Here is a 22,042-nt window from a genome sequence, read left to right on the forward strand (position 1 = left end):
CCCGGGGCGATGTGCGCCCCTTGGGGGCGACCGGACGACGGGGACGTACCGTCCGCCGGTCAACGGCACCCGTCATCCGCCACCCACCGCCCTGCCGAGAGGGAGCAACACCGTCCCGTCGAAGGGGAGTTCAGCGATCGCCGAGGAGCGTTGCATGTCGTTGCCCGCCAGCCAGCCGTTCCGGTTGCCGGAGTTCTACACGCCCTATCCCGCGCGGCTCAATCCACACCTCGACCGGGCCCGCGCCCACACCAGGGAGTGGGCCCGCGGCATGGGCATGCTGGAGGGCTCGGGAGTCTGGGAGGAGGCCGACCTTGAGGCGCACGACTACGCACTGCTCTGCGCCTACACCCACCCGGACGCGACCGGCCCGGACCTGGACCTGGTGACCGACTGGTACGTCTGGGTCTTCTTCTTCGACGACCACTTCCTGGAGCTGTTCAAGCGGACCAACGACCGTGCGGGCGGCAAGGCCTACCTGGACCGGCTGCCCGCCTTCATGCCGCTGGACCCGGAGGCCGGGACGCCCGAGCCGCGCAACCCGGTGGAGGCCGGGCTCGCGGACCTGTGGGCCCGTACCGTCCCGGCGATGTCCGCGCAGTGGCGGGCCCGTTTCGCGGAGAGCACCGAGAACCTGCTCAACGAGTCCCTCTGGGAGCTGTCCAACATCAACGCCGGGCGCGTCCCGAACCCGGTCGAGTACATCGAGATGCGCCGCAAGGTGGGCGGCGCCCCCTGGTCCGCCGGGCTGGTGGAGTTCGCCGCGCACGCCGAGGTCCCCGCCGAGCTGGCCGAGTCCCGGCCGCTGCGGGTCCTGCGGGACGCCTTCTCGGACGCCGTCCACCTGCGGAACGACCTCTTCTCCTACCAGCGGGAGACCGCCGAGGAGGGCGAACTCAGCAACGGCGTACTGGTGTTGGAACACTTCCTGGGCTGCTCCACACAGGAGTCGGCGGAGGCCGTGAACGACCTGCTGACCTCACGTGTCCAGCAGTTCGAGCACACCGCGCTCACCGAACTGGGCCCGCTCTTCACCGAGCGGGGCACCCCACCCCCGGCCGCCGCGGACGTCCTCAACTACGTGAAGGGCCTTCAGGACTGGCAGTCCGGCGGCCACGAGTGGCACCTGCGCTCCAGCCGGTACATGAACGAGGGCGCGGCGCGCGACGCCCCCGTCCCCACCGCGGTGCCGCGCCACCCCGGGCTGCGCGGCCCCACCGGGCTCGGCAGCTCGGCCGCCGCCCTCCGGCTGACCACGCCCCGGGCGGAGACCGCGCGGTCCCGCCGCTTCCGGCACGTCCCGCACCAGCCCGTCGGCCCGTCCCAACTGCCCCCGCTCGACATGCCGTTCACCCCCGGGCGCAGCCCGCACCTGGAGGGGGCGCGGCGTGCGGTCGTCAGCTGGGCGCACCGGATGGGCATCCTCGCGCCGCAGCCCGGAGTTCCCGCCTCCCACGTGTGGGACGAGGAGCGGATCATCGACTACGACCTGCCGCTGTGCGCCGCCGGGCTGCACCCCACGGCCACCCCCGAGGAACTCGACCTCGCCTCGGCCTGGCTCGCCTGGGGGACCTACGGGGACGACTACTACCCGGTCGTCTTCGGCCGGCCCCGCGACCTCGTGGGCGCGAAGGTGTGCACCGAGCGGCTGGCCACCTTCATGCCACTGGAGTCCCCCGGGACGTTCGAACTCACCCCGGTGAACGCGCTGGAGCGCTCCCTCGCCGACCTCTGGACGCGCACCGCCGGGCCGATGGAGCCACCGGCCCGCCGCGCCTTCCGGGCCAGTATCGAGAGCATGACGGAGAGCTGGCTCTGGGAGCTGGCCAACCAGGCCCAGCACCGGATCCCCGACCCGGTCGACTACCTGGAGATGCGGCGGTTCACCTTCGGCTCCGACCTCACCATGAGCCTGTGCCGTCTCCGGCACGGCAGCCGCCTCTCGCCCGAGGTCTACCGCAGCGGCCCGGTGCGGTCGCTGGAGAACGCCGCCGCCGACTACGCGGCGCTGCTCAACGACGTCTTCTCGTACCAGAAGGAGATCGAGTTCGAGGGGGAGGTGCACAACGCCGTCCTGGTCGTCCAGAACTTCTTCGACTGTGACTACCCCACCGCGCTCGCCATGACGGGCGATCTGATGGCCGGACGGATGAGTCAGTTCCAGCACGTCGCCGCACACGAACTGCCGGTGCTCTGCGAGGACCTGGAGCTGGACGAGGAGGCGCGGAGCGCGCTCCGGGGATACGTGAAGGACCTGGAGAACTGGCTCTCCGCCATCCTCGTCTGGCACCGCGAGTGCCGCCGGTACACCGAGGAGGACCTGCTGCGCCACCAGGCCACACCGCCCGCACTCCCGGCGTCCCCCGAGGCCCCGGAGGCCGGGGGGACCGCCCGGCCCCTCCCGTCCGCCGCGTCCCCGGGTGCGGTCGCCGGGGAGGCGGAGCCCGGCGGGGCGCCGTCCGCCGGAGCGTCGGCGCCCGGTGAGCGGCGGCTCGCGGCCTGGCTCGGTGGGCCCACCGGACCGGGCACCTCGGCCGCCCGGCTGGCACGCCCCCGGGGCTGACGGGGCGGCGCTGAACTCCCGCCCTCGGCACCGGACATCGGGCCGGAGGCCACGCGGTCCTGCCTGAACGTGGCCCCGCCCCGAACGCCGGACCTCAGCGGGTGCTCGGCCCCGGAGGTCCGGCCCCAGCGGTCCGGCCCCGGCGGTTCGGGCGGCTCGGAGGTTCGGTTCGCTCGGCTCGTGGCGGGTCGGTGATCCGGCCTCGCGGCTACCCGTCGGCGCGGTGGTTCGGCTCGGGACGGGCCGAGCCGGCGAGTGGTGGGGCGGGGGAGCGGGAATGGGAGGAAGCCGGGCGCCCGCTCGGGGCACCCGGCTTCCGGTGGGGGGTGGCGGCTCGGGGCGCGGCCCGGCCCAGCGGCCGGAACCGCTCCGGGCGGCCCGGGGGAGGACCCGCCGGGGCCGTCGCGTCTCAACGTCCGCTCGCGCCACCCCTCCCGCCCGCGCTCCCCTTGCTCGTGCTCTCCGTGTCGTACTACGCGCCGTGTCGTGCTACGCGCCGATGGGATGCCAGACCGTCTTGGTCTCCAGGAAGGTCAGCAGCCTTCCGGTGCCGGGGTCCGCCGACCAGTCCGGCTCGGTGGGCTCCGGACGCAGCACCCGCTTGAGGTTGTCCGCGGCCGCCACCTCCAGCTCGGTGGCCGACTCCGGTCCGGCGCCGGTCAGATCGATCGCGTTGACGTCCTGGTGTGCCGCCAGAGTCGGGGCGATCTCCGGCAGCCGCCCGGAGAGCAGGTTCACCACTCCGCCCGGTACGTCCGAGGTGGCCAGTACCTCGGCGAGTGAGAGCGCGGGCAGCGGCGCGGACTCCGAGGCGACCAGCACGGCGGTGTTACCCGTCACGATGACCGGTGCCAGGGTGGAGACCAGGCCCAGCAGCGCGGACTGGCGCGGGGCCAGTACCGCCACCACCCCGGTCGGCTCGGGCGTGGAGAGGTTGAAGAAGGGGCCCGCCACGGGGTTGGCGCCCCCCGCGACCTGGGTGATCTTGTCGGACCAGCCCGCGTACCAGACCCACCGGTCGATCGCGGCGTCCACCTGTGCCGCGGCCCGTTCAGTGGAGCAGCCCTCGGCCGTCGCCACCTCGACGGTGAACTGCTCCCGGCGGCCCTCCAGCAACTCCGCGACGCGGTACAGCACCTGACCCCGGTTGTAGGCGGTGGCCCCGGACCAGCCGCCGAACGCCTTGCGGGCCGCGGCCACCGCGTCCCGCGCGTCCTTGCGCGAGGCACGAGGGGCGTTGGCCAGCCAGCCACCCTGCGCGTCGGTCACCTCGTACACCCGCCCGCTCTCGGACCGGGGGAACTTACCCCCGATGTACAGCTTGTAGGTCTTGAGGACGGACAGCCGGGGCGCCCGCCCCCCTCCGCTGCCGCCGGGAGGGGCGGTACGCGGGTCGTACCCGCCGGAACCGGCCGCCGGGCGGAGCGTGGAGAACTCCGTGGTCGGCCGGTCGGTCGCGGCGCGCGCGCCCGGTGTGCGCAGTTCCGCCGTCGCGGAGCGAGGGGCGTCCGGCTTCCAGGGCTCCGGCGGATCGGTGTCCGGGGTACCGGCCGCGGGCGCCGGGTCCGGAGCGGAGACCTCCGGTCCCTCGGGGGCGCTGTTCCCCGGGCCGGTGGAGCCCGCCGGGCCGCCGCCCGGGCCCGTCGCGCCGGTGGAGCCGGTCTGGCCGGTGGGATCAGACATCGAGGTAAGCCTCCAGACCGTGACGGCCGCCCTCGCGGCCGAACCCCGACTCCTGGTAGCCGCCGAACGGCGAGGTCGGGTCGAACTTGTTGAAGGTGTTGGCCCAGACGACGCCGGCGCGCAACTGGTCGGCCAGCAGCAGGATGCGCGAGCCCTTCTCCGTCCAGACGCCCGCCGACAGGCCGTAGGGCGTGTTGTTGGCCTTGGCCACGGCCTCCTCGGGCGTGCGGAAGGTCAGGACGGACAGCACCGGGCCGAAGATCTCCTCGCGGGCGATCCGGTGCGCCTGGCTGACGTTGGTGAAGACCGTGGGAGCGAACCAGTAGCCGCTGCTGGGCAGGTCACAGTCGGGGGACCAGCGCTCCGCGCCCTCCGCCTCGCCCGCGTCGGCCAACTCCGTGATCCGCGCCAGCTGTTCGGCGGAGTTGACGGCGCCGATGTCGGTGTTCTTGTCCAGCGGGTCGCCCAGCCGGAGGGTCTCCAGCCGGCGCTTCAGCGCGGTCAGCAGCTCCTCCCGCACCGACTCCTGGACGAGCAGCCGGGAGCCCGCGCAGCACACCTGCCCCTGGTTGAAGAAGATGCCGTTCACGATGCCCTCGACGGCCTGGTCAAGCGGGGCGTCGTCGAAGACGATGTTGGCGCCCTTGCCGCCGAGTTCGAGGGTGAGCCGCTTCCGGGTGCCCGCGACCGCGCGGGCGATCTCCTTGCCCACCGCGGTGGAGCCGGTGAAGGCGATCTTGTCCAGCTCGGGGTGGTCCACCAGGGCCGCGCCCGTGCCGCCGTCCCCGGTGACGATGTTGACGACGCCGCGCGGCAGCCCCGCCTGGCGGCAGATGTCCGCGAAGAACAGCGCGGAGAGCGGGGTGGTCTCCGCCGGCTTCAGCACCACGGTGTTGCCGGTGGCCAGCGCCGGGGCGATCTTCCAGGCCAGCATCATCAGCGGGAAGTTCCACGGGATGATCTGTCCCGCGACGCCCAGCGGACGCGGCGTCCCGCCCGCCGTCCGCCCCAGGCCCGCGTACGCGAGCTTGTCCGCCCAGCCCGCGTAGTAGAAGAAGTGCGCGGCGACCAGCGGGAGATCGGCGTCCCGGGTCTCCCGGATCGGCTTGCCGTTGTCCAGCGTCTCCAGAACGGCCAGCTCGCGGGAGCGCTCCTGGACGATCCGGGCGATCCGGAAGAGGTACTTGGCGCGCTCCGCGCCCGGCAGTGCCGACCAGCCCGGGAAGGCGGCGCGGGCGGCGCGTACCGCCGCGTCCACGTCCTCGGAGCTGCCCAGCGCCACCTCGGAGAGCACCTCCTCGGTGGCGGGCGAGACGGTCTTCAGGACCCGGCCGTCGCCCGCCTCGCGGAACTCGCCGTCGATGAAGTGCCCGTAGGAGGGGGCGATGTCGACGATCGCCCGCGACTCCGGGGCGGGCGCGTACTCGAAGGGTGTGGTCATCGATCAGTCCACCGTTACGTAGTCGGGCCCCGAGTAGCGGCCGGTGCTGAGTTTCTGGCGCTGCATCAGCAGGTCGTTGAGCAGGCTGGAGGCGCCGAACCTGAACCACTCCGGGCTGAGCCAGTCCGCGCCCACCGTCTCGGCCACCAGCACCAGGTACTTCACCGCGTCCTTCGCGGTGCGGATGCCCCCGGCGGGCTTCACCCCGACCTGGGTGTCGGTCGCGGCCCGGAAGTCCCGCACCGCCTCCAGCATCAGCAGGGTGTTGGCCGGGGTGGCGTTCACCCCGGTCTTTCCGGTGGAGGTCTTGATGAAGTCGGCCCCGGCGAGCATCGCCAGCCAGGAGGCGCGGCGGATGTTGTCGTAGGTGGCGAGTTCGCCGTTCTCGAAGATCACCTTGAGGTGCGCCGGTTCACCCTCCGAGCGGGCGCAGACCTCACGGACCGCGCGGATCTCCTCGAAGACCGCCATGTACCGGCCGGAGAGGAACGCGCCCCGGTCGATCACCATGTCGATCTCGTCCGCCCCGGCGGCCACCGCGTCCCGCGCGTCGGCCAGTTTGACGGGCAGGGCCGCGCGGCCCGCGGGGAAGGCGGTGGCGACCGAGGCGACCTTGACCTCGGGCGCCCCGGCCGCGGTCAGCGCCTCCCGAGCGGTGCCCACCATGTCCGGGTAGACGCAGACCGCCGCGGATCTGGGGGCCGTGCGGTCGCTCGGGTCCGGGCGGGCGGCCTTGGCGCACAGGGATCGGACCTTCCCCGGGGTGTCGGCGCCTTCGAGGGTCGTCAGGTCGATCATCGACAGGGCGAGGTCGAGGGCGTACGCCTTCGCGGTCGTCTTGATCGAGCGGGTACCGAGGGACGCGGCGCGGGCTTCGAGACCGACGGCGTCGACCCCGGGCAGCCCGTGCAGATAGCGGCGCAGCGCGGCGTCGGAGGCGGTCACGTCCGCCAGCGTGGCGGTTGTGGTCACGGTGGGCATGGTCACCAGGGCAGCATATCTACGCGTGTAGCGACGCGTCACCCCCCGGAATCGGCCTCCGGCCCCCACCCCAGCCCCCTCAGCTCCTTCTCTTTCCCCTGCTCCAGCCCCTGTTCCCAGCCCCCGGCCCCCGAGATCCCCAAGCTGCCCGCGCACCGGCGGGCCCCGCCCAACTCCCCGGCCGCGCGCGCCTCCCCGGCCGCGCCTTCCCACCGGAGTCCGTGCGACGTCCGGGACCGTTCCGCGGCCCCGTCCGCGCCCGCATCCCGTACCCGGGCCCCGTCCCACCCCCCCCCCGCGTACGCCGTCCGCCCGTCCCCGCCCGGCCGTCCGGCCGCCGTCCCGCCGTCGCCCGTCGCCCGTCGCTCGCTCCCGCTCCCCGCCCCGGTGGACAGGTGGGGGCGCGCGCCGAAAGATGCGGGACCGCAATCCCACGGCTCCGGGGCGTCCGGCACAATCGGCGGCATGACGAGCCAGGAGGAGCCGCAGACCTATGCCGACCGCTGCTACCGCTCACCCGCCGGAATCGCCGGTGGAGTGGTGCTGCTGGCGCTGGGCGCCTGGCTCGGTGTGGACGTACTGCTGAACGGGAGCGGGCGGGACATCGCGCTCGCGCTGTCGGGGCTGGCGGTCGGGGTGCCGGTGGTCGTCGCGTTCACCCTGCGGCCCGCCGTCTTCGCCGGGGAGCGGCGGCTGCGGGTACGCAACCCGTTCCGCACCATCGTGCTTCCCTGGCCCGCGGTGGACGCGGTGCGCTCCGGCTACTCCAGCGAGGTGCTGGCGGGCGGCCGGACGTACCAGCTCTGGTCGATCCCGGTCTCGTTGCGGGCCCGGAAGAAGGCGGCCCGGCGGAACGAGCGGCTCAGCCGGGGCGAGCAGCCCGCCCCGGGGCGCCGCACCCTGCTCGGTGGCCCGCCGCTGGCCGGACTGGCCGAGAGCGGGGAGCAGCGCGCCCCCTCGGACCAGGTGATCGACGAACTGCGCGAACTGGCCGAGCGGTACGGGGAGGGCGCGGAGCCGGAGGCGGCGGGGGACGCGGCGGACGGCATCGCGGTCCGCTGGGCGTACGAGATCCTGGCGCCCGTGGCGGCGGGCGCGATCGGGCTGGCGGTACTCGTCGGTCTCGGCTGACCCCCAGCCCCCGGTCCCCGGTCCCCAGTCCCCGGCCGCCGACGGGCGGCCCGCCTCCCGGGAACAGACGGCGGCCGGGGAGCCCCGTCCATGGGGCTCCCCGGCCGCGATCCGGCCGGTGGGCGAGCGGCTCCGTCCGACACCCGCGCCGTGGCGGCGAGGCACCCGCGCCGGAGAGACGTGACGCGTACGGCCACCGCGCGGTGCCGGAGCCTGCCGGAGCGACGGAGTCCGGGCGGTCCGGGCGGTCCGGGGTGGTTCCCGGAAGCCCAGGGGCGGCCAGGGGCGCCTCGCCCAGGGGGCGTCAGACGCCCGCGGCGCCGGACAGGTCGGCCTTCACCGCTTCGAGTACGGCGGCGGCGCGTTCCCTGGCCCGCGGCAGCTCAGCGGCCTCGGCCACCGGAAGGACGACCTCCAGGTAGCACTTGAGCTTGGGCTCGGTGCCGCTCGGGCGGACGATGACCCGGCCCTCGCGCACCCCCGACTCCGCCGAGCCGCCGAGCCGGTAGCGGAGGCCGTCGGTGGGCGGCAGCCCGGTGTCGTCCCGCGCGAGGTCCTCGGTCCGGGCGACGGCGAGCTGGGCCAGCCGCTCGGGCGGTCGGGAGCGCAGCCGCTCCATGGCCCGGGGGATCAGCTCCAGGTCGGCGACGCGCACCGACAGCTGGTCGGTGGCGTGCAGCCCGTACTCCAGGGCCAGGTCGTCCAGCAGGTCGCTCACCGTCCGTCCGGCGGCCTTGAGTTCGGCGGCCAGTTCGGCGACGAGCAGCGCCGCCGTGACGCCGTCCTTGTCGCGGACGGCGGACGGGTCCGCGCAGTAGCCGAGCGCCTCCTCGTACGCGAACCGCAGCTCGGGGACGCGGGTGAGCCACTTGAACCCGGTCAGCGTCTCGGTGTACGGCACCCCGGCCGCCTGGGCGATCCGCGAGAGGAGCGAGGAGGAGACGATGGTCGCGGCGAAGGTGCCGCGCGCCCGCTTGTGCACCAGATGGGTGGCGAGGAGCGCGCCGACCTCGTCGCCCCGGAGCATCCGCCAGCCGGCCTCCCGCGTCGGGTCGGCCACGGCGACGGCGCACCGGTCCGCGTCCGGGTCGTTCGCCAGCACCAGGTCGGGGGCCTCCGCGCGGGCCGTGGCGAAGGCCAGGTCCATCACCCCGGACTCCTCGGGGTTGGGGAAGACCACGGTGGGGAAGTCCGGGTCGGGCTCGGCCTGTTCGGGCACCGGCACCGGCTCGGGGAACCCGGCGCGCGCGAAGGCCGCCCGGACGGTGGCGGTGCCGACCCCGTGCAGCGCGGTGTGCACGATCCGCAGGTTGCGGGGCGCGCCCTCGGTCAGCACCGCGCCGGTGCGGGCCAGGTAGGCGTCGACGATCTCCTCGCCCAGCGTGACCCAGCCGTCGTCCGGACGCGGGACACCGGACAGCGGCCCGACGGCGGCGATGTCGGCGGCGATCTCCGCGTCGACCGGGGGCACGATCTGCGTTCCGGCCGAGGCCCCCGGCTCCCGGGCCTCCAGCTCCTCCGCCCCGGGGGGCGCGCCGAGGTACACCTTGTAGCCGTTGTCCCGGGGCGGGTTGTGACTGGCGGTCACCATCACCCCGGCGGCCGCGCCCAGGTGCCGGACCGCGAAGGCCAGTACCGGGGTGGGCAGCGGCCGGGGGAGCAGCGCCGCCCGCAGCCCGGCGCCGACCATGACGGCGGCGGTGTCGCGGGCGAACTCCGCGCTCTTGTACCGGGCGTCGTAGCCGATCACGACGGTGCCGGGGAGGCCGGTGCCGTCGCCCGGCCCACCGGCCGGTGTCGTCCGGCGGAGGAAGGCGGCGAGCCCGGCGGCGGCGCGGATCACCACCACCCGGTTCATGCGGTTCGGCCCGGCGCCCAGCTCGCCGCGGAGTCCCGCGGTGCCGAACGACAGGGTTCCGGCGAAGCGGTCGGCGATCTCCGCGCTGTTCCCGGCGTCGATCAGGGCACCGAGTTCGGCACGGGTCTCCGGGTCGGGGTCTTCGGCCAGCCAGGCGGTCGCCTGTGCGGTCACGTCATCCAGGTGGAGCACGCTGCTGTCCTGCCTCTCGGGTCAGGGGTGCGGGGTGGGTGCGGACGGTTTCTTCCGGGACGTGGACGGTTCTTCGGGGCGGGGACCGTTCCCCCGGAGGGGGACGGACGGGGACGGTCGGACGGGGAGGGCTCTTCCGGAACGGGGCCGGACGGGCTGGTCCGGGCCCGGGTCCGAACCAGCCGCTCCGCCGGGGGCGCGGCTCTCCCGCTCCGGCCGGTGCGCCGCCCGGGCTCTCGGACGTGGTGTCGGGGGTGGGTGGTGGGGTCCGCGCCGGTGGGCGGGGCGGCGCGGGATGCGCCGGCCGCGGTCCCCGGTGGCGCTTGGGCGCGGGCGGGCCGGTACCGGTTCCCGCGCGCCGGTCCGGGTGGGTCCCACCGGACCCGCCGGTCCGTCGGGGCCCGCCCCGAGCTGGCCCGGTGCGGAGCCTTCCCGGACCGGTTCCGGTTCGGCCGTGCGGGGGCGCGGTGCCAGGCGGACGGCCGCTCGGCCGCGTCCGCCCGTAGCCCCAGGGTGCCGCCTCGGGCCCGGAACGGCACGGCCACCGGGGGTGAACCGGTGGCTGGTGGCGCGCGCCGTGCCACCAGCCACCCCGCTCACCCCCGGCGTCCCGGATGTCCGGACATCCCGCACACCCTGTGTGTCCGTTCCGGGGCCTCCGGCTGGCCCGGTGCGGCGGCGGGCGCTCCCCGAGCCAGGGCGCAGGGTTCCGGGGCCGTGCGGGCCGGGGCTGCGCCGGTCTCGCTCGCCCCGGTGCCCTCGGCTGGTTCCTGCCGGGCTCTGCCGTTCGCCGCACCGCCGTGGCCGGGGCGGAGGCGTGGAGCGGAGGGAGGTCCGGCGGGCGGCGGCGGGAGGGTTCCGGCGGGCCCGGGGCGGTCAGACGCGGGAGACGACCTGGGCGAGCAGTTCACCCATCCCGGCCGCCGAGTCCCGCCCGGCCTGGAGCACTTCCTCGTGGCTGAGCGGCTGACCGGTCATCCCGGCGGCGAGGTTGGTGACGAGCGAGATGCCGAGGACCGAGGCGCCCGCCTCCCGGGCCGCGATGGCCTCCAGGGCGGTGGACATGCCGACCAGGTCGCTGCCGAGGGTCCGCAGCATCGCGATCTCCGCCGGGGTCTCGTAGTGCGGACCGGGGAGCTGGGCGTAGACGCCCTCCTCCAGGGACGGGTCGATCTCGCGGCAGAGCGCGCGCAGCCGGGCGGAGTAGAGGTCGGTGAGGTCGACGAAGCGGGGGCCGCTGAGCGGCGAGGCGGCGGTGAGGTTCAGGTGGTCGCTGATCAGGACGGGCTGGCCGGGACGCATGCCCTGGCGGAGGCCGCCGCAGCCGTTGGTCAGGACGACGGTCTTGCAGCCCGCGGCGACGGCGGTGCGGACGCCGTGCACCACCGCGTGCACGCCGCCGCCCTCGTAGTAGTGGGTGCGGCCGAGGAAGACCAAGGCCCGCTTACCGCCGAGCTGGCAGGAGCGGACCATTCCGGCGTGCCCGGCGACGGCCGCGGGGGCGAAGCCGGGAAGTTCGGTGACGGGGAACTCGGTCTCCGGAGTGCCCAGCGCGTCGGCCGCTGGGACCCAGCCGGATCCCATGACCAGGGCTATGTCGTGGCCGTCGACGCCGGTCAGGGAGCGGAGTCTTCCGGCCGCCACATCGGCGCTGCGGTACGGATCGTCGGCGGGTGACGTGGTGTCGGATGCGTTCACGCGACGAGGGTATCCCCTGAGGCCCTACGCGCGTAGAAGCAATCGTCAGGAAGTCGTACGAGAACTGTCGACGCGGTCCGCGGACCGGCTGCCGGTGACCGGAGGGACCGGCTCCGCCGGGGCCCGGGCCGACGCCGCCGCGAGGCCGGAGTTCCGCGCCGCCGCCGCCCTGCCGGGGGTCGGCCCGGTGCTCGGCCACGGGGTGCGGGACAATGGGGCATGTGACTCGGATCGTGATCATCGGCGGCGGACCTGGCGGCTACGAGGCGGCACTGGTGGCCGCGCAGCTCGGCGCGGAGGTGACCGTCGTCGACCGGGACGGCCTCGGCGGCGCCTCGGTGCTCACCGACTGCGTGCCCTCCAAGACGCTGATCGCGACCGCCGAGGTGATGACCAACTTCGACTCCTCGTACGAGGAACTCGGTATACGGGTCGAGGACTCCACCCACGACCCGGCCGATCCGGCCCGGGTGGTCGGTGTCGACCTCGGCAAGGTCAACCGCCGGGTGAAGCGGCTCGCGCTGGCGCAGTCCCACGACATCACCGCCTCCGTGACCCGTGCCGGGGTCCGGGTGCTGCGCGGCCGCGCCAGTCTGGAGCCCCACCAGGACACGGACGGCTCGCGCGGGGTCGTCGTCACGCCGGTGGAGGGCGGCGGGGTGGATTCCGGTGCCGGTCAGGGGGGCGTCCCCGGTGCGGAGCGGTTGCGCGCGGACGCCGTCCTGATCGCCACCGGCGGTCACCCCCGGGAGATCCCGGACGCCCGTCCGGACGGCGAGCGCATCCTCAACTGGACCCAGGTGTACGAGCTGGAGGAGCTTCCGGAGGAGCTGATCGTCATCGGCTCCGGCGTCACCGGCGCCGAGTTCGCCGGCGCGTACCAGGCGCTGGGCTCGCAGGTCACGCTGGTCTCCTCGCGGGACCGGGTGCTGCCGGGCGAGGACGCGGACGCCGCCGCGGTGCTGGAGGACGTCTTCCGGCGGCGCGGGATGAACGTGATGAGCAGGTCGCGGGCGGCCTCCGCGAAGCGGGTCGGGGACCGCGTCGAGGTGACGCTCTCCGACGGGCGGACGATCAGCGGCACGCACTGCCTCGTCGCGGTGGGCGCGGTGCCCAACACCGCCGACATGGGACTGGCCGAGGCCGGGGTGCGGCTGCGGGAGTCCGGCCACATCCACACCGACCGGGTCTCGCGCACCTCGGCGCCCGGGGTCTACGCCGCCGGGGACTGCACCGGCGTCTTCGCGCTGGCCTCGGTCGCGGCGATGCAGGGGCGCATCGCGATGTACCACTTCCTGGGCGGGGCGGTCGCGCCGCTCAACCTGCGGACCGTCTCGGCGAACGTCTTCACCGACCCGGAGATCGCCACCGTCGGCTACAGCCAGGCCGACGTGGAGAGTGGCCGGATCGAGGCGCGCGCGGTCAAGCTGCCGCTGCTGCGTAACCCGCGCGCCAAGATGCAGGGCGTGCGGGACGGCTTCGTCAAGATCTTCTGCCGTCCGGGGACGGGCATCGTGGTGGGCGGTGTGGTGGTGGCGCCGCGCGCGAGCGAACTGATTCATCCGATCTCGATCGCGGTGGACAACAACCTGACGGTCGAACAGATTGCGAACGCGTTCACCGTCTACCCGTCGCTAACCGGTTCGATCGCCGAGGTGGCGCGGCAGCTGCACACCCGGAAGCCGGTCGAGGAAGGCTGACACCGCGGTGCGCGCGCCCGGTCGCGCGCGCCGGCCGGGAACACCGTGGGTGGCGTCGACTGCCCCCGGAATCACGCGAGTTGAGTACGCGGGACGGGCCGCTGAGGGGTGCGCCGAAACAGGGCGCACGGCCCGCGCGAGGGGGCTCATGGGCAGCTCGGTGAGGCACAACTGGGGCGCGTATCGCGTATACCACGCCGATGGTGTGCGTACGAACAACTTTCGTTCATCACCGCAATCCGCTGAAACCAGATGGACGTTGGCATTACTGTCGGTTTCGTGTTCGCTGCGGAACGTCGTCAACTGATCCTTGAAATGGTGCGTGCCAACGGAGCGGTATCGCTGCGTGAGCTCGCCCGTGTCGTCCAGACCTCAGAAGTGACCGTCCGGCGTGACGTGCGGGCGCTGGAGTCCGAGGGGCTCCTCGACCGCCGGCACGGCGGCGCCGTCCTTCCCGGGGGGTTCTCCCGGGAGTCCGGGTTCCCCCAGAAGTCCCACCTGGCGACGGCCGAGAAGACGGCCATCGCCGACCTGGCGGCGGGACTCGTCGGTGAGGGGGAGGCCGTCGTCGTCGGAGCGGGCACCACGACCCAGGAGCTGGCCCGGCGTCTCGCCCGGGTCCCCGGGCTCACGGTGGTCACCAACTCCCTGCTGGTGGCGCAGGCGCTGGCGCACGCCAACCGCGTCGAGGTGGTGATGACCGGGGGCACCCTGCGCGGCTCCAACTACGCGCTGGTCGGCAGCGGCGCCGAACAGGCGCTGCACGGCCTGCGGGTGAGCCGCGCCTTCGTCTCCGGGAGCGGACTCACCGCCGAACGCGGACTGTCCACCTCCAACATGCTCTCCGCGAGCGTCGACCGGGCGCTCGTGCAGGCGGCGACGGAGGTCGTCGTCCTGGCCGACCACACCAAGCTGGGCACCGACACCATGTTCCAGACGGTCCCCGCCGACGTGATGACCCGGCTGGTGACGGACGAACCACCGGTCCCCGACGCCCGGGCCGAACGGGAACTCCAGGCGCTGGCCGAGCGAGGCGTGCAGGTCACCGTCGCGGGACCGGTGCGGGGCGAGCCGGAGCCCGCGCCGCCACCCGGCGCCGGGGCCACCTCGTCCGGCGGTGGATCCGCGTCGAGCCACGCGCTCGGCGCCGCCCGGCGGGACGTCCCGATGCCCGGGCAGCGCCGCAACCACCCGGCGGGGGGCGGGGGTTCGGCCCCGGCCCCGCAGGGGGCGCACCCGCTGCGTGGAGCGGCGCCGGGGCCGGGGGCGCCGTCCGCCGAGGTGGCGGCCAAGGGCCGGATCGCCGACATCGCGCCGCGCCGCCGCTGACCGTGGAGCCCGCGCGACCGCGTGGGACGCGTGGCTCCGCCCGCCAGGTCCGCGTACGGCGCGGGCTCGGCACGGGCTCGGACCGTGGCGTGGCGGCGCCACGGCCGGGCCGGGGGAGGGGGTCACCCGGTGCGGGTGCCGGAGTGCGTGGCCCGGGGAGCGCCCCGGGCCACCGGCCCCGCACCGCGTGGCCGCGGCGGCCGCCGCCGTGCGGACGGCGGCCCAACCGGTCTTACGGCGCGGGCTTACGGGTCAAACCGTCCAGAGCGCGTGGGGCGTTGAGACCCGTGGGGTGTTGACCGGGGGCCTCCCGGGGTGGCCCCGGGAGGCGGTGCGGGCCGGTGCCCGGGTCAGTCCTTGATCTGGCAGATCACGGCACCGGAGGAGATGGCGGAGCCGATCTCGGCCGCCAGGTCCTTGACGGTCCCCGAGCGGTGCGCGTTGAGCGGCTGCTCCATCTTCATCGCCTCCAGCACGACGACGAGTTCACCCTCCTCGACCCGCTGGCCCTCCTCCACGGCCACCTTCACGATGGTGCCCTGCATGGGCGAGGCGAGGGCGTCACCGGAGACGGACGAGCCGGACTTCTTGACGGCCTTCCGCTTGGGCTTCCGGCCCGCCGCGCCCGCGGCCGGAGCGGCGCCGAGGCCGAGCGAGGACGGCAGCGAGACCTCCAGCCGCTTGCCGCTGACCTCCACCACCACCGTCTCCCGGGCGGCCTGCTCCTCGTCGGCCTCGGCGTCTGCGGGGGCGCCCGCGAACGCCGGGATCTCGTTGACGAACTCGGTCTCGATCCACCGGGTGTGCACGTCGAAGGGCTCGCCCGCACGACCACCGACCTCCGGCGCGAAGGCCGTGTCCGCGACGACGGCGCGGTGGAAGGGGATGGCCGTCGCCATGCCCTCCACCGTGAACTCCGCGAGGGCGCGCGCCGCGCGCTGGAGCGCCTGCCGCCGGTCAGCACCGGTGACGATCAGCTTGGCGAGCAGCGAGTCCCAGGCGGGGCCGATGACGCTGCCGGACTCCACGCCCGCGTCCAGCCGGACCCCGGGTCCGGTCGGCGGGGTGAAGGTGGTGACGGTGCCGGGGGCCGGGAGGAAGTTGCGGCCCGGGTCCTCGCCGTTGATCCGGAACTCGAAGGAGTGGCCGCGCAGCGGCGGGTCGTCGTAGCCGAGCGGCTCACCGTCGGCGACGCGGAACATCTCGCGCACCAGGTCGAGGCCGGTGACCTCCTCGGTCACCGGATGCTCCACCTGGAGACGCGTGTTGACCTCCAGGAAGGAGATCGTGCCGTCCTGCCCGACCAGGAACTCGCAGGTGCCCGCGCCCTGGTAGCCCGCCTCACGGAGGATGGCCTTCGACGCGCGGTACAGCTCGGCGTTCTGCTCCTCGCTGAGGTACGGGGCGGGCGCCTCCTCCACCAGCTTCTGGTGACGGCGCTGGAGCGAGCAGTCCCGGGTGGACACCACCACGACGTTGCCGTGCTGGTCGGCCAGGCACTGCGTCTCGACGTGCCGGGGGCGGTCCAGGTACCGCTCGACGAAGCACTCGCCACGGCCGAAGGCGGCGACGGCCTCGCGGACCGCCGACTCGTACAGCTCCGGGACCTCGTCGAGCGTGCGGGCCACCTTCAGGCCCCGGCCGCCACCGCCGAAGGCGGCCTTGATCGCGATGGGCAGGCCGTGCTCCTCGGCGAAGGCCACCACCTCGTCGGCCCCGGAGACCGGGTCCTTGGTGCCCGCGACGAGCGGGGCTCCGGCGCGCTGCGCGATGTGCCGCGCCGCGACCTTGTCGCCCAGGTCGCGGATGGCCTGCGGCGGCGGGCCGATCCAGATCAGCCCGGCGTCGAGCACCGCCTGCGCGAAGTCGGCGTTCTCGGAGAGGAACCCGTACCCGGGATGCACCGCGTCCGCGCCCGAGTCGGCGGCCGCGGCAAGCACCTTGGCCATGTCCAGGTAGCTGGAGGCCGGGGTGTCGCCGCCCAGGGCGTACGCTTCGTCGGCCACGCGCACGTGCACCGCGTCCCGGTCCGGCTCGGCGTAGACCGCGACGCTGGCGATCCCGGCGTCCCGGCAGGCACGGGCGACCCGGACCGCGATTTCGCCGCGATTGGCGATGAGCACCTTGCGCACGATGACTCCCTACTTGGCGCTGCGCCGCAACAACTAAAGACGACGTGAGTTTAGGTAATGGCGACACCAGGCGCCGAGCGACCGAAGGGCGTGAGCTTGCCCACACACATGGTGACAAGGTGCGCCCGCCCTCCCGCGAACGCCGGTCGTCCCACGGTACGCCGCCCATTGCCGCCTGTACGAGGGCTTGCTGATGTGGTCAAGATCTCTGTCCGCGCAACAGGGCGCCCGCCAGGGGGTTTTGTGGGGTTCCTACGAAGGCGGGCGGGAATCTTTGCCGTCGTCGGATCCCTTGCCCCCTGGTTTACCGGTGCGTAGCGTGCGCGGTGCCAAGGAGATACTTCCGGTAACCAGGAGAGCGGGTGGGCCAGGTGGCGCGGAGACGTCCGGTGGCTGTGGTGGCGGCGCTGGTGCTGGCGCTGGAGGCGATCGGTTTCGTCCTGATCAACATCTTCCTCGGCATGGTCGTCGACAAGCAGGACATGTCGCTCGGGGGCATCGAGCCGCGGGCCATGACCGTCTCCGCCGTGGTCGCCGGTGGCCTCTTCGGCGCCTACCTGCTGCTCTGCGCCTTCTTCCTGGTGCGCGCCGCCGCGCGGGACACCGCGCCCTCCGGGCTGCCACGGGTGCTGCTGATCAGCTGCGCGGTGCTGCACGGACTGCTGGGCGCCTTCTCGGTCGGGCTGGTCGGCTGGCTCGCCTTCGTCGTGATGATGGGGGTGCTCGGGCTCCTGGTCTGGTCGCTGGTCGCCTTCGCGGAGAACGGCGGCGCGGCCTCCGGCGGTGGCCCGGACGCGGACGGCGCCCCGGCCCCGGACGGCGCCGACGCGCCGTCGCTGCCCGGCGGCTCGCCCTCCCCCGTCAAGCCCTGAGCGCCTCCACCCTCGGAACCCCCGGGCCCCCTCAGGCGCCGGGCGTCAACCGGGCGCGCGCGGGAACTCCGCTCGCGCCGCCGGGGTTCAGGGTGCGGGCGGGGTCCACAGGGAGGTCAGCTCGACGCCGAGCTGGGCGAGCAGGCGGCGCAGCGTCGGCAGCGAGAGCCCGATGACGTTTCCGTGGTCGCCGTCGATGCCCTCGACGAACGGGGCCGAGCGGCCGTCCAGGGTGAAGGCGCCCGCCACCCGCAGCGGTTCGCCGGTGGCCACGTAGGCGGCGATCTCCGCGTCCGACGGCTCACCGAAGCGCACCGTGGTGCCCGTGGTCTCCGCCGCGCGGGGGTGGTGCGTCGCGTCCGTGGCGCCGGTGACGTCGATGACGCAGTGCCCGGTGCGCAGCACGCCCGCCCGGCCACGCATCGCCTTCCAGCGCGCGGTGGCCTCCTCGGCGTCGGCCGGTTTACCCAGCGCCTGGCCGTCCAGCTCCAGCACCGAGTCGCAGCCGACGACCAGGGCGCCGGGCGGCACCTCCCGGGCGACCGCCGCCGCCTTCGCCTCGGCCAGCACCAGGGCGAGTTCGGCGGGCGACCCGGCGCTCAGCGCCTCCTCGTCCACGCCGCTCACCCGCACCTCGGGGGCCAGTCCCGCCTGCCGCAGCAGGCCCAGCCGGGCGGGTGAGGCGGAGGCGAGTACGAGGTGTCGTGAGTCCATGAGCGTCATCGTACGGACCGCCCCGGGGCGGCCGGGCGGTGCCGCCGGGGCGGCTCAGCGGGAGGTGGCCGCCAGCAGGAACGTCACGAGCGTGATCCCGGGTAACAGCCAGGCGAGCCGGGCCAGTTTGGCCTGGGCGTCACGCAGCTCCTCCGGGGGTTCGTCCGGCGGATCGGACCAGAGCATCCCTCGATGCTGCATCCCGCCCCGCACGGCCGCCTGAGTACGGGTACCCAGACCCCGCGCCCGGGTGGGTCATCGCCGCCCCACCCGGGTGTGCGACGGCTGCCGCGGTCCGGGTGGGGCGACCGGCTCAGCCGGGCCAGAACGTCGTCCGCCAGGCGCCGGGCCCCGGCACGGGCAGGCGCCGCGGCACGGTACGGGCCGGGTCGGACCACTCGGCGCCGGCGCCGTACGGCCCGCGCGACAGGCCGTGGCCGCCCGCGCTGGCCGCCGCGCGCGCCCGTACCACGGCCAGCGCCGCGGCCAGTTCCTCCGGAGTCGGGTTGCCTCGCACCACCTTGATCACGGGTGCCTCCTGGGTCGGTGGGGATCGGGGACGGGGGGACGGCTACCGGCGGGTGTCCGGAAGGGCTGGATACCCCGTCTCCGGCGCCGGCAGCCCTCCGGGCCGGAGGACGCGAAGAACGCGGGGGAGCCGGGGTCTCCCGGAGGGGCGACGGCGGGACACCGCCGCCCGGTCCCGGTCACAGCGGGATGTTCCCGTGCTTCTTGGGCGGCAGCTGCTCGCGCTTGGTGCGCAGCGTCCGCAGCCCCCGGGTGATGTGCCGCCGGGTCTCGGCGGGGCGGATCACCGCGTCCACGTAGCCGCGCTCGGCCGCCGTGTACGGGTTGAGTAGCGCGTCCTCGTACTCCTGGGTCAGCTGGACGCGCAGCTCCTCGCGCTCCGCGTCCGGCGCGTTCGCCAGCGTCTTGCGGTGCAGGATGTTCACCGCGCCCTGCGCCCCCATGACGGCGATCTGGGCCGTCGGCCAGGCGAAGTTGAGGTCGGCGCCGAGGTGCTTGGAGCCCATCACGTCGTAGGCCCCGCCGAACGCCTTCCGGGTGATCACCGTGATCAGCGGGACGGTCGCCTCCGCGTAGGCGTAGATCAGCTTGGCGCCGCGGCGGATGATGCCGTCGTACTCCTGGTCCGTGCCGGGCAGGAAGCCGGGCACGTCGACGAAGGTGATCACCGGGACGTTGAACGCGTCACAGGTGCGCACGAACCGCGCCGCCTTCTCGCTGGCGTCGATGTTCAGGCAACCGGCGAACTGCATGGGCTGGTTGGCGACGACGCCGACCGACTGCCCCTCGATCCGCCCGAACCCGGTGACGATGTTCGGGGCGAACAGCGCCTGCGTCTCCAGGAACTCGCCGTCGTCCAGCACGTGCTCGATGACGGTGCGCACCTCGTACGGCTGGTTCGCCGAGTCCGGCACGAGGGTGTCGAGTTCGCGGTCCTCCGCGGAGGTCTCCAGGTCGGCCTCCTCGGGGTAGACCGGCGGCTCGGAGAGGTTGTTCGAGGGCAGGTAGGACAGCAGCGCCTTGACGTACTCGACGGCGTCCTTCTCGTCGCCCGCCATGTGGTGCGCCACACCGGAGGTCGCGTTGTGGGTGCGGGCGCCGCCCAGGTCCTCGAAGCCCACGTCCTCGCCGGTGACGGTCTTGATCACGTCCGGACCGGTGATGAACATGTGCGAGGTCTGGTCCACCATGACCGTGAAGTCGGTGATGGCGGGGGAGTAGACGGCGCCCCCGGCGCACGGCCCCACCACCAGGCTGATCTGCGGAACCACCCCGGAGGCGAGGGTGTTGCGGCGGAAGATCTCGCCGTACATGCCCAGCGCGCTGACGCCCTCCTGGATCCGGGCACCGCCCGAGTCGTTGATCCCGATGACCGGGCAGCCGGTCTTCAGCGCGAAGTCCATCACCTTCACGATCTTCTGCCCGAAGACCTCGCCCAGGGCGCCGCCGAAGACCGTGAAGTCCTGCGAGAAGACGCAGACCGGACGGCCGTCCACGGTGCCGTAGCCGGTGACCACGCCGTCTCCGTACGGACGGTCGCGCTCCAGCCCGAAACTGGTCGACCGGTGCCGGGCGAACTCGTCCAGCTCGGTGAACGAGCCCTCGTCCAGCAGCAGTTCGACGCGCTCCCGGGCGGTCAGCTTGCCCTTCGCGTGCTGCTTGGCGACCGCGCGCTCCGAGCCCGCGTGCGTCGCCTCCGCGGTGCGCCGTTCGAAGTCCGCGAGCTTGCCCGCGGTCGTGTGGATGTCAGGGCTGTGCTCGTCCCGCGACTCGGACATCTGGGTGGGGCTCCCTACTCGTCAAACGGGTGGCTACCGGTTCGTAGGCTAGTCGCGCTCGGCGGTTTCGGCGGTGCGGCGTTGACCACATTCACCGGGGGTCCACCGGGGGTCCACCGAGGTCCCCGGGGCCACCGCGCCCCCGGGCCGCCCCGCGCGGAAGCCACGACGGCCCCGGGCGGACCACCCACGGCACCGGCCGGACACCGGCCAGCGGACGGGTCAGCGGATCGGCCGGGGTCCGACCGCCCACCGGGCCCGGGGCCGGGAGGCCATCACCGGTCGCGGGGCCCCGCGCCGTCCCGTCCATCCGCTCGCGGACCCCCGGGGACCTCCCGCTCCCGGGGACCCGCCGTCGCGGGCGGCCGAGGCGCCCTAGGGTGAGGCGTATGGCCGAAGACGCAGACGCCCGCAGCCGCTGGTCCGACCTGGACCGCCCCCCGCTCAACGCCGCCGCGCTGCGCCGGGCCCTGGTGCGGCCCGACGGGCTGTGGACCGGGCTGAGCGTGCTGCCGAGCGCCGGGTCGACCAACACCGAACTCGCCGCGCTCGTCCGGGCGGGCGAGGCCGCCGAGGGCACCGTGCTGGTCGCCGAGGAGCAGACGGCCGGGCGCGGCCGTCTCGACCGGCGCTGGAACGCGCCGCCCCGCTCCGGGATCTTCTTCTCGGCCGTCCTCACGCCCCGGGTGCCCCCCGAGCGCTGGGGCTGGCTGCCCCTGCTCGCCGGGGTGGCCACCGCGACCGCCCTCTCCCGCGCCGCGGGCGTGGACACCGCCCTGAAATGGCCCAACGACCTGCTGCTCCAGATCGACGGCGCGGAGCGCAAGTTCGGCGGCATCCTCGCCGAGCGCGCCGACCCGCCCCCCGGGACGCCCCCCACCACCTCCCCGGGGACGGCAGTGCCTCCCGGAGCGGGGAACCCGGCGGGCGGGCGCGGTCCCGCCGCCGGGCCGAGCGTGGTGCTCGGTATCGGCCTGAACGTCTCGCTGGACAGCACGGAGCTGCCGGTGCCCACCGCGGGCTCGCTCCGCCTCGCCGGGGCCCTCGGCCTGGACCGCGACCCGCTGCTCCGGGCGGTGCTCCGCTCGCTGGAGCAGTGGTACGTCCGCTGGACGCTGGCCGACGGCGACCCGGGCGAGTGCCATCTGCTGGAGGCGTACGCGGCGGGCTGTGTGACGCTCGGCCGGGCGGTGCGGGCCGAACTGCCCGGCGGGGACGAGCTGGTGGGGGAGGCCGTCGCGGTGGACGGCGACGGGCGGCTGGTCCTCGCCACCGAGGAGGGGGTGCAGCGGCCCGTCGGGGCGGGTGACATCGTCCACCTGCGACCGGCGCGAGAGGACGGCGGCAGAGTGAGCTAGCGCACAACTGCCGTATCGTGGGCAACCGGCGGTCGGCGTGCGCCGCGCGTGCGGGCAGTACGCCAGCAAGAGAACGGAAGGGCA

General features: G+C 74.4%; 16 protein-coding genes. 6 read left to right on the forward strand and 10 right to left on the reverse strand.

The window, feature by feature from the left end:
* The first annotated feature begins 154 nt into the window (after nt 1-154).
* Nucleotides 155-2,563, forward strand: a complete 2,409-nt coding sequence (locus tag E0L36_RS26045; protein ID WP_219637117.1) for a terpene synthase family protein — start codon at nt 155-157, stop codon at nt 2,561-2,563.
* A gap of 489 nt (nt 2,564-3,052) precedes the next feature.
* Here the strand turns inward: E0L36_RS26045 and E0L36_RS26050 are convergent, their stop codons facing one another.
* The 3 genes from E0L36_RS26050 to deoC form a co-directional block, all read right to left on the reverse strand.
* Nucleotides 3,053-3,907 (reverse strand): aldehyde dehydrogenase family protein, encoded by an 855-nt coding sequence (locus E0L36_RS26050; protein ID WP_180931818.1) that lies wholly within the window; start codon nt 3,905-3,907, stop codon nt 3,053-3,055.
* A gap of 331 nt (nt 3,908-4,238) precedes the next feature.
* Nucleotides 4,239-5,687, reverse strand: coding sequence for an aldehyde dehydrogenase family protein (locus E0L36_RS26055; RefSeq protein ID WP_180931776.1), 1,449 nt, complete (start codon nt 5,685-5,687; stop codon nt 4,239-4,241).
* A gap of 3 nt (nt 5,688-5,690) precedes the next feature.
* Nucleotides 5,691-6,668, reverse strand: a complete 978-nt coding sequence (gene deoC / locus E0L36_RS26060) for a deoxyribose-phosphate aldolase (protein ID WP_180931819.1) — start codon at nt 6,666-6,668, stop codon at nt 5,691-5,693.
* Between the two features lie 465 nt (nt 6,669-7,133).
* Here deoC and E0L36_RS26065 point away from each other — a divergent pair, with 465 nt between their 5' ends.
* On the forward strand, nt 7,134-7,799 hold the full coding sequence (locus tag E0L36_RS26065; RefSeq protein WP_180931777.1) for a PH domain-containing protein: 666 nt from the start codon (nt 7,134-7,136) through the stop codon (nt 7,797-7,799).
* Between the two features lie 304 nt (nt 7,800-8,103).
* Here the strand turns inward: E0L36_RS26065 and E0L36_RS26070 are convergent, their stop codons facing one another.
* Nucleotides 8,104-9,849 (reverse strand): phospho-sugar mutase, encoded by a 1,746-nt coding sequence (locus tag E0L36_RS26070; protein WP_180931778.1) that lies wholly within the window; start codon nt 9,847-9,849, stop codon nt 8,104-8,106.
* Between the two features lie 876 nt (nt 9,850-10,725).
* A complete protein-coding gene (locus E0L36_RS26075) occupies nt 10,726-11,547 on the reverse strand; it encodes a purine-nucleoside phosphorylase (protein ID WP_180931779.1) in 822 nt (273 codons plus the stop codon).
* Between the two features lie 212 nt (nt 11,548-11,759).
* Here E0L36_RS26075 and E0L36_RS26080 point away from each other — a divergent pair, with 212 nt between their 5' ends.
* Nucleotides 11,760-13,247, forward strand: a complete 1,488-nt coding sequence (locus E0L36_RS26080) for an NAD(P)H-quinone dehydrogenase (protein ID WP_180931780.1) — start codon at nt 11,760-11,762, stop codon at nt 13,245-13,247.
* Between the two features lie 315 nt (nt 13,248-13,562).
* Nucleotides 13,563-14,576, forward strand: coding sequence for a DeoR/GlpR family DNA-binding transcription regulator (locus tag E0L36_RS26085; protein ID WP_374705596.1), 1,014 nt, complete (start codon nt 13,563-13,565; stop codon nt 14,574-14,576).
* Nucleotides 14,577-14,926: 350 nt separating this feature from the next.
* Here the strand turns inward: E0L36_RS26085 and E0L36_RS26090 are convergent, their stop codons facing one another.
* A complete protein-coding gene (locus E0L36_RS26090) occupies nt 14,927-16,708 on the reverse strand; it encodes a biotin carboxylase N-terminal domain-containing protein (protein WP_180931782.1) in 1,782 nt (593 codons plus the stop codon).
* A 389-nt stretch (nt 16,709-17,097) separates the two neighbouring features.
* On the opposite strand from E0L36_RS26090, the gene E0L36_RS26095 reads away from it, so the two are divergent.
* Entirely contained in the window at nt 17,098-17,580 is a 483-nt protein-coding gene (locus E0L36_RS26095) for a hypothetical protein (RefSeq protein ID WP_308416947.1), read from the forward strand.
* A gap of 87 nt (nt 17,581-17,667) precedes the next feature.
* Here E0L36_RS26095 and E0L36_RS26100 read toward each other — a convergent pair whose 3' ends face one another.
* The 4 genes from E0L36_RS26100 to E0L36_RS26110 form a co-directional block, all read right to left on the reverse strand.
* Entirely contained in the window at nt 17,668-18,303 is a 636-nt protein-coding gene (locus E0L36_RS26100) for a nucleoside triphosphate pyrophosphatase (RefSeq protein ID WP_180931784.1), read from the reverse strand.
* 45 nt (nt 18,304-18,348) lie between these two features.
* Nucleotides 18,349-18,480 carry a morphogenic membrane protein MmpB gene (gene mmpB, locus E0L36_RS28090; protein WP_258016622.1) on the reverse strand — a complete coding sequence of 44 codons (132 nt, stop codon included), beginning with the start codon at nt 18,478-18,480 and terminating at the stop codon, nt 18,349-18,351.
* 127 nt (nt 18,481-18,607) lie between these two features.
* Complete coding sequence (locus E0L36_RS26105) at nt 18,608-18,823, reverse strand: acyl-CoA carboxylase epsilon subunit (protein ID WP_180931785.1); 216 nt, start codon at nt 18,821-18,823, stop codon at nt 18,608-18,610.
* 178 nt (nt 18,824-19,001) lie between these two features.
* Nucleotides 19,002-20,600, reverse strand: coding sequence for an acyl-CoA carboxylase subunit beta (locus E0L36_RS26110; RefSeq protein ID WP_180931786.1), 1,599 nt, complete (start codon nt 20,598-20,600; stop codon nt 19,002-19,004).
* Nucleotides 20,601-20,989: 389 nt separating this feature from the next.
* Here E0L36_RS26110 and E0L36_RS26115 point away from each other — a divergent pair, with 389 nt between their 5' ends.
* Nucleotides 20,990-21,958, forward strand: a complete 969-nt coding sequence (locus E0L36_RS26115) for a biotin--[acetyl-CoA-carboxylase] ligase (protein ID WP_180931787.1) — start codon at nt 20,990-20,992, stop codon at nt 21,956-21,958.
* Nucleotides 21,959-22,042 lie beyond the last annotated feature (84 nt).

It is taken from the genome of Streptomyces sp. AJS327 (genome assembly GCF_013450295.1).
In the GTDB taxonomy this organism is placed as follows: Bacteria; Actinomycetota; Actinomycetes; order Streptomycetales; family Streptomycetaceae; genus Streptomyces.

Excerpts from the sequence above, each read along its gene's own strand:
- E0L36_RS26045 (WP_219637117.1), top strand. The coding sequence starts at position 155 with ATGTCGTTGCCCGCCAGCCAGCCGTTCCGGTTGCCGGAGTTCTACACG.
- E0L36_RS26065 (WP_180931777.1), top strand. The coding sequence starts at position 7,134 with ATGACGAGCCAGGAGGAGCCGCAGACCTATGCCGACCGCTGCTACCGC.
- E0L36_RS26115 (WP_180931787.1), top strand. The coding sequence starts at position 20,990 with ATGGCCGAAGACGCAGACGCCCGCAGCCGCTGGTCCGACCTGGACCGC.
- mmpB (WP_258016622.1), bottom strand. The coding sequence starts at position 18,480 with ATGCTCTGGTCCGATCCGCCGGACGAACCCCCGGAGGAGCTGCGTGAC.
- E0L36_RS26055 (WP_180931776.1), bottom strand. The coding sequence starts at position 5,687 with ATGACCACACCCTTCGAGTACGCGCCCGCCCCGGAGTCGCGGGCGATC.
- E0L36_RS26110 (WP_180931786.1), bottom strand. The coding sequence starts at position 20,600 with ATGTCCGAGTCGCGGGACGAGCACAGCCCTGACATCCACACGACCGCG.
- E0L36_RS26080 (WP_180931780.1), top strand. The coding sequence starts at position 11,760 with ATGGGGCATGTGACTCGGATCGTGATCATCGGCGGCGGACCTGGCGGC.
- E0L36_RS26085 (WP_374705596.1), top strand. The coding sequence starts at position 13,563 with ATGGTGCGTGCCAACGGAGCGGTATCGCTGCGTGAGCTCGCCCGTGTC.
- deoC (WP_180931819.1), bottom strand. The coding sequence starts at position 6,668 with ATGCCCACCGTGACCACAACCGCCACGCTGGCGGACGTGACCGCCTCC.
- E0L36_RS26100 (WP_180931784.1), bottom strand. The coding sequence starts at position 18,303 with ATGACGCTCATGGACTCACGACACCTCGTACTCGCCTCCGCCTCACCC.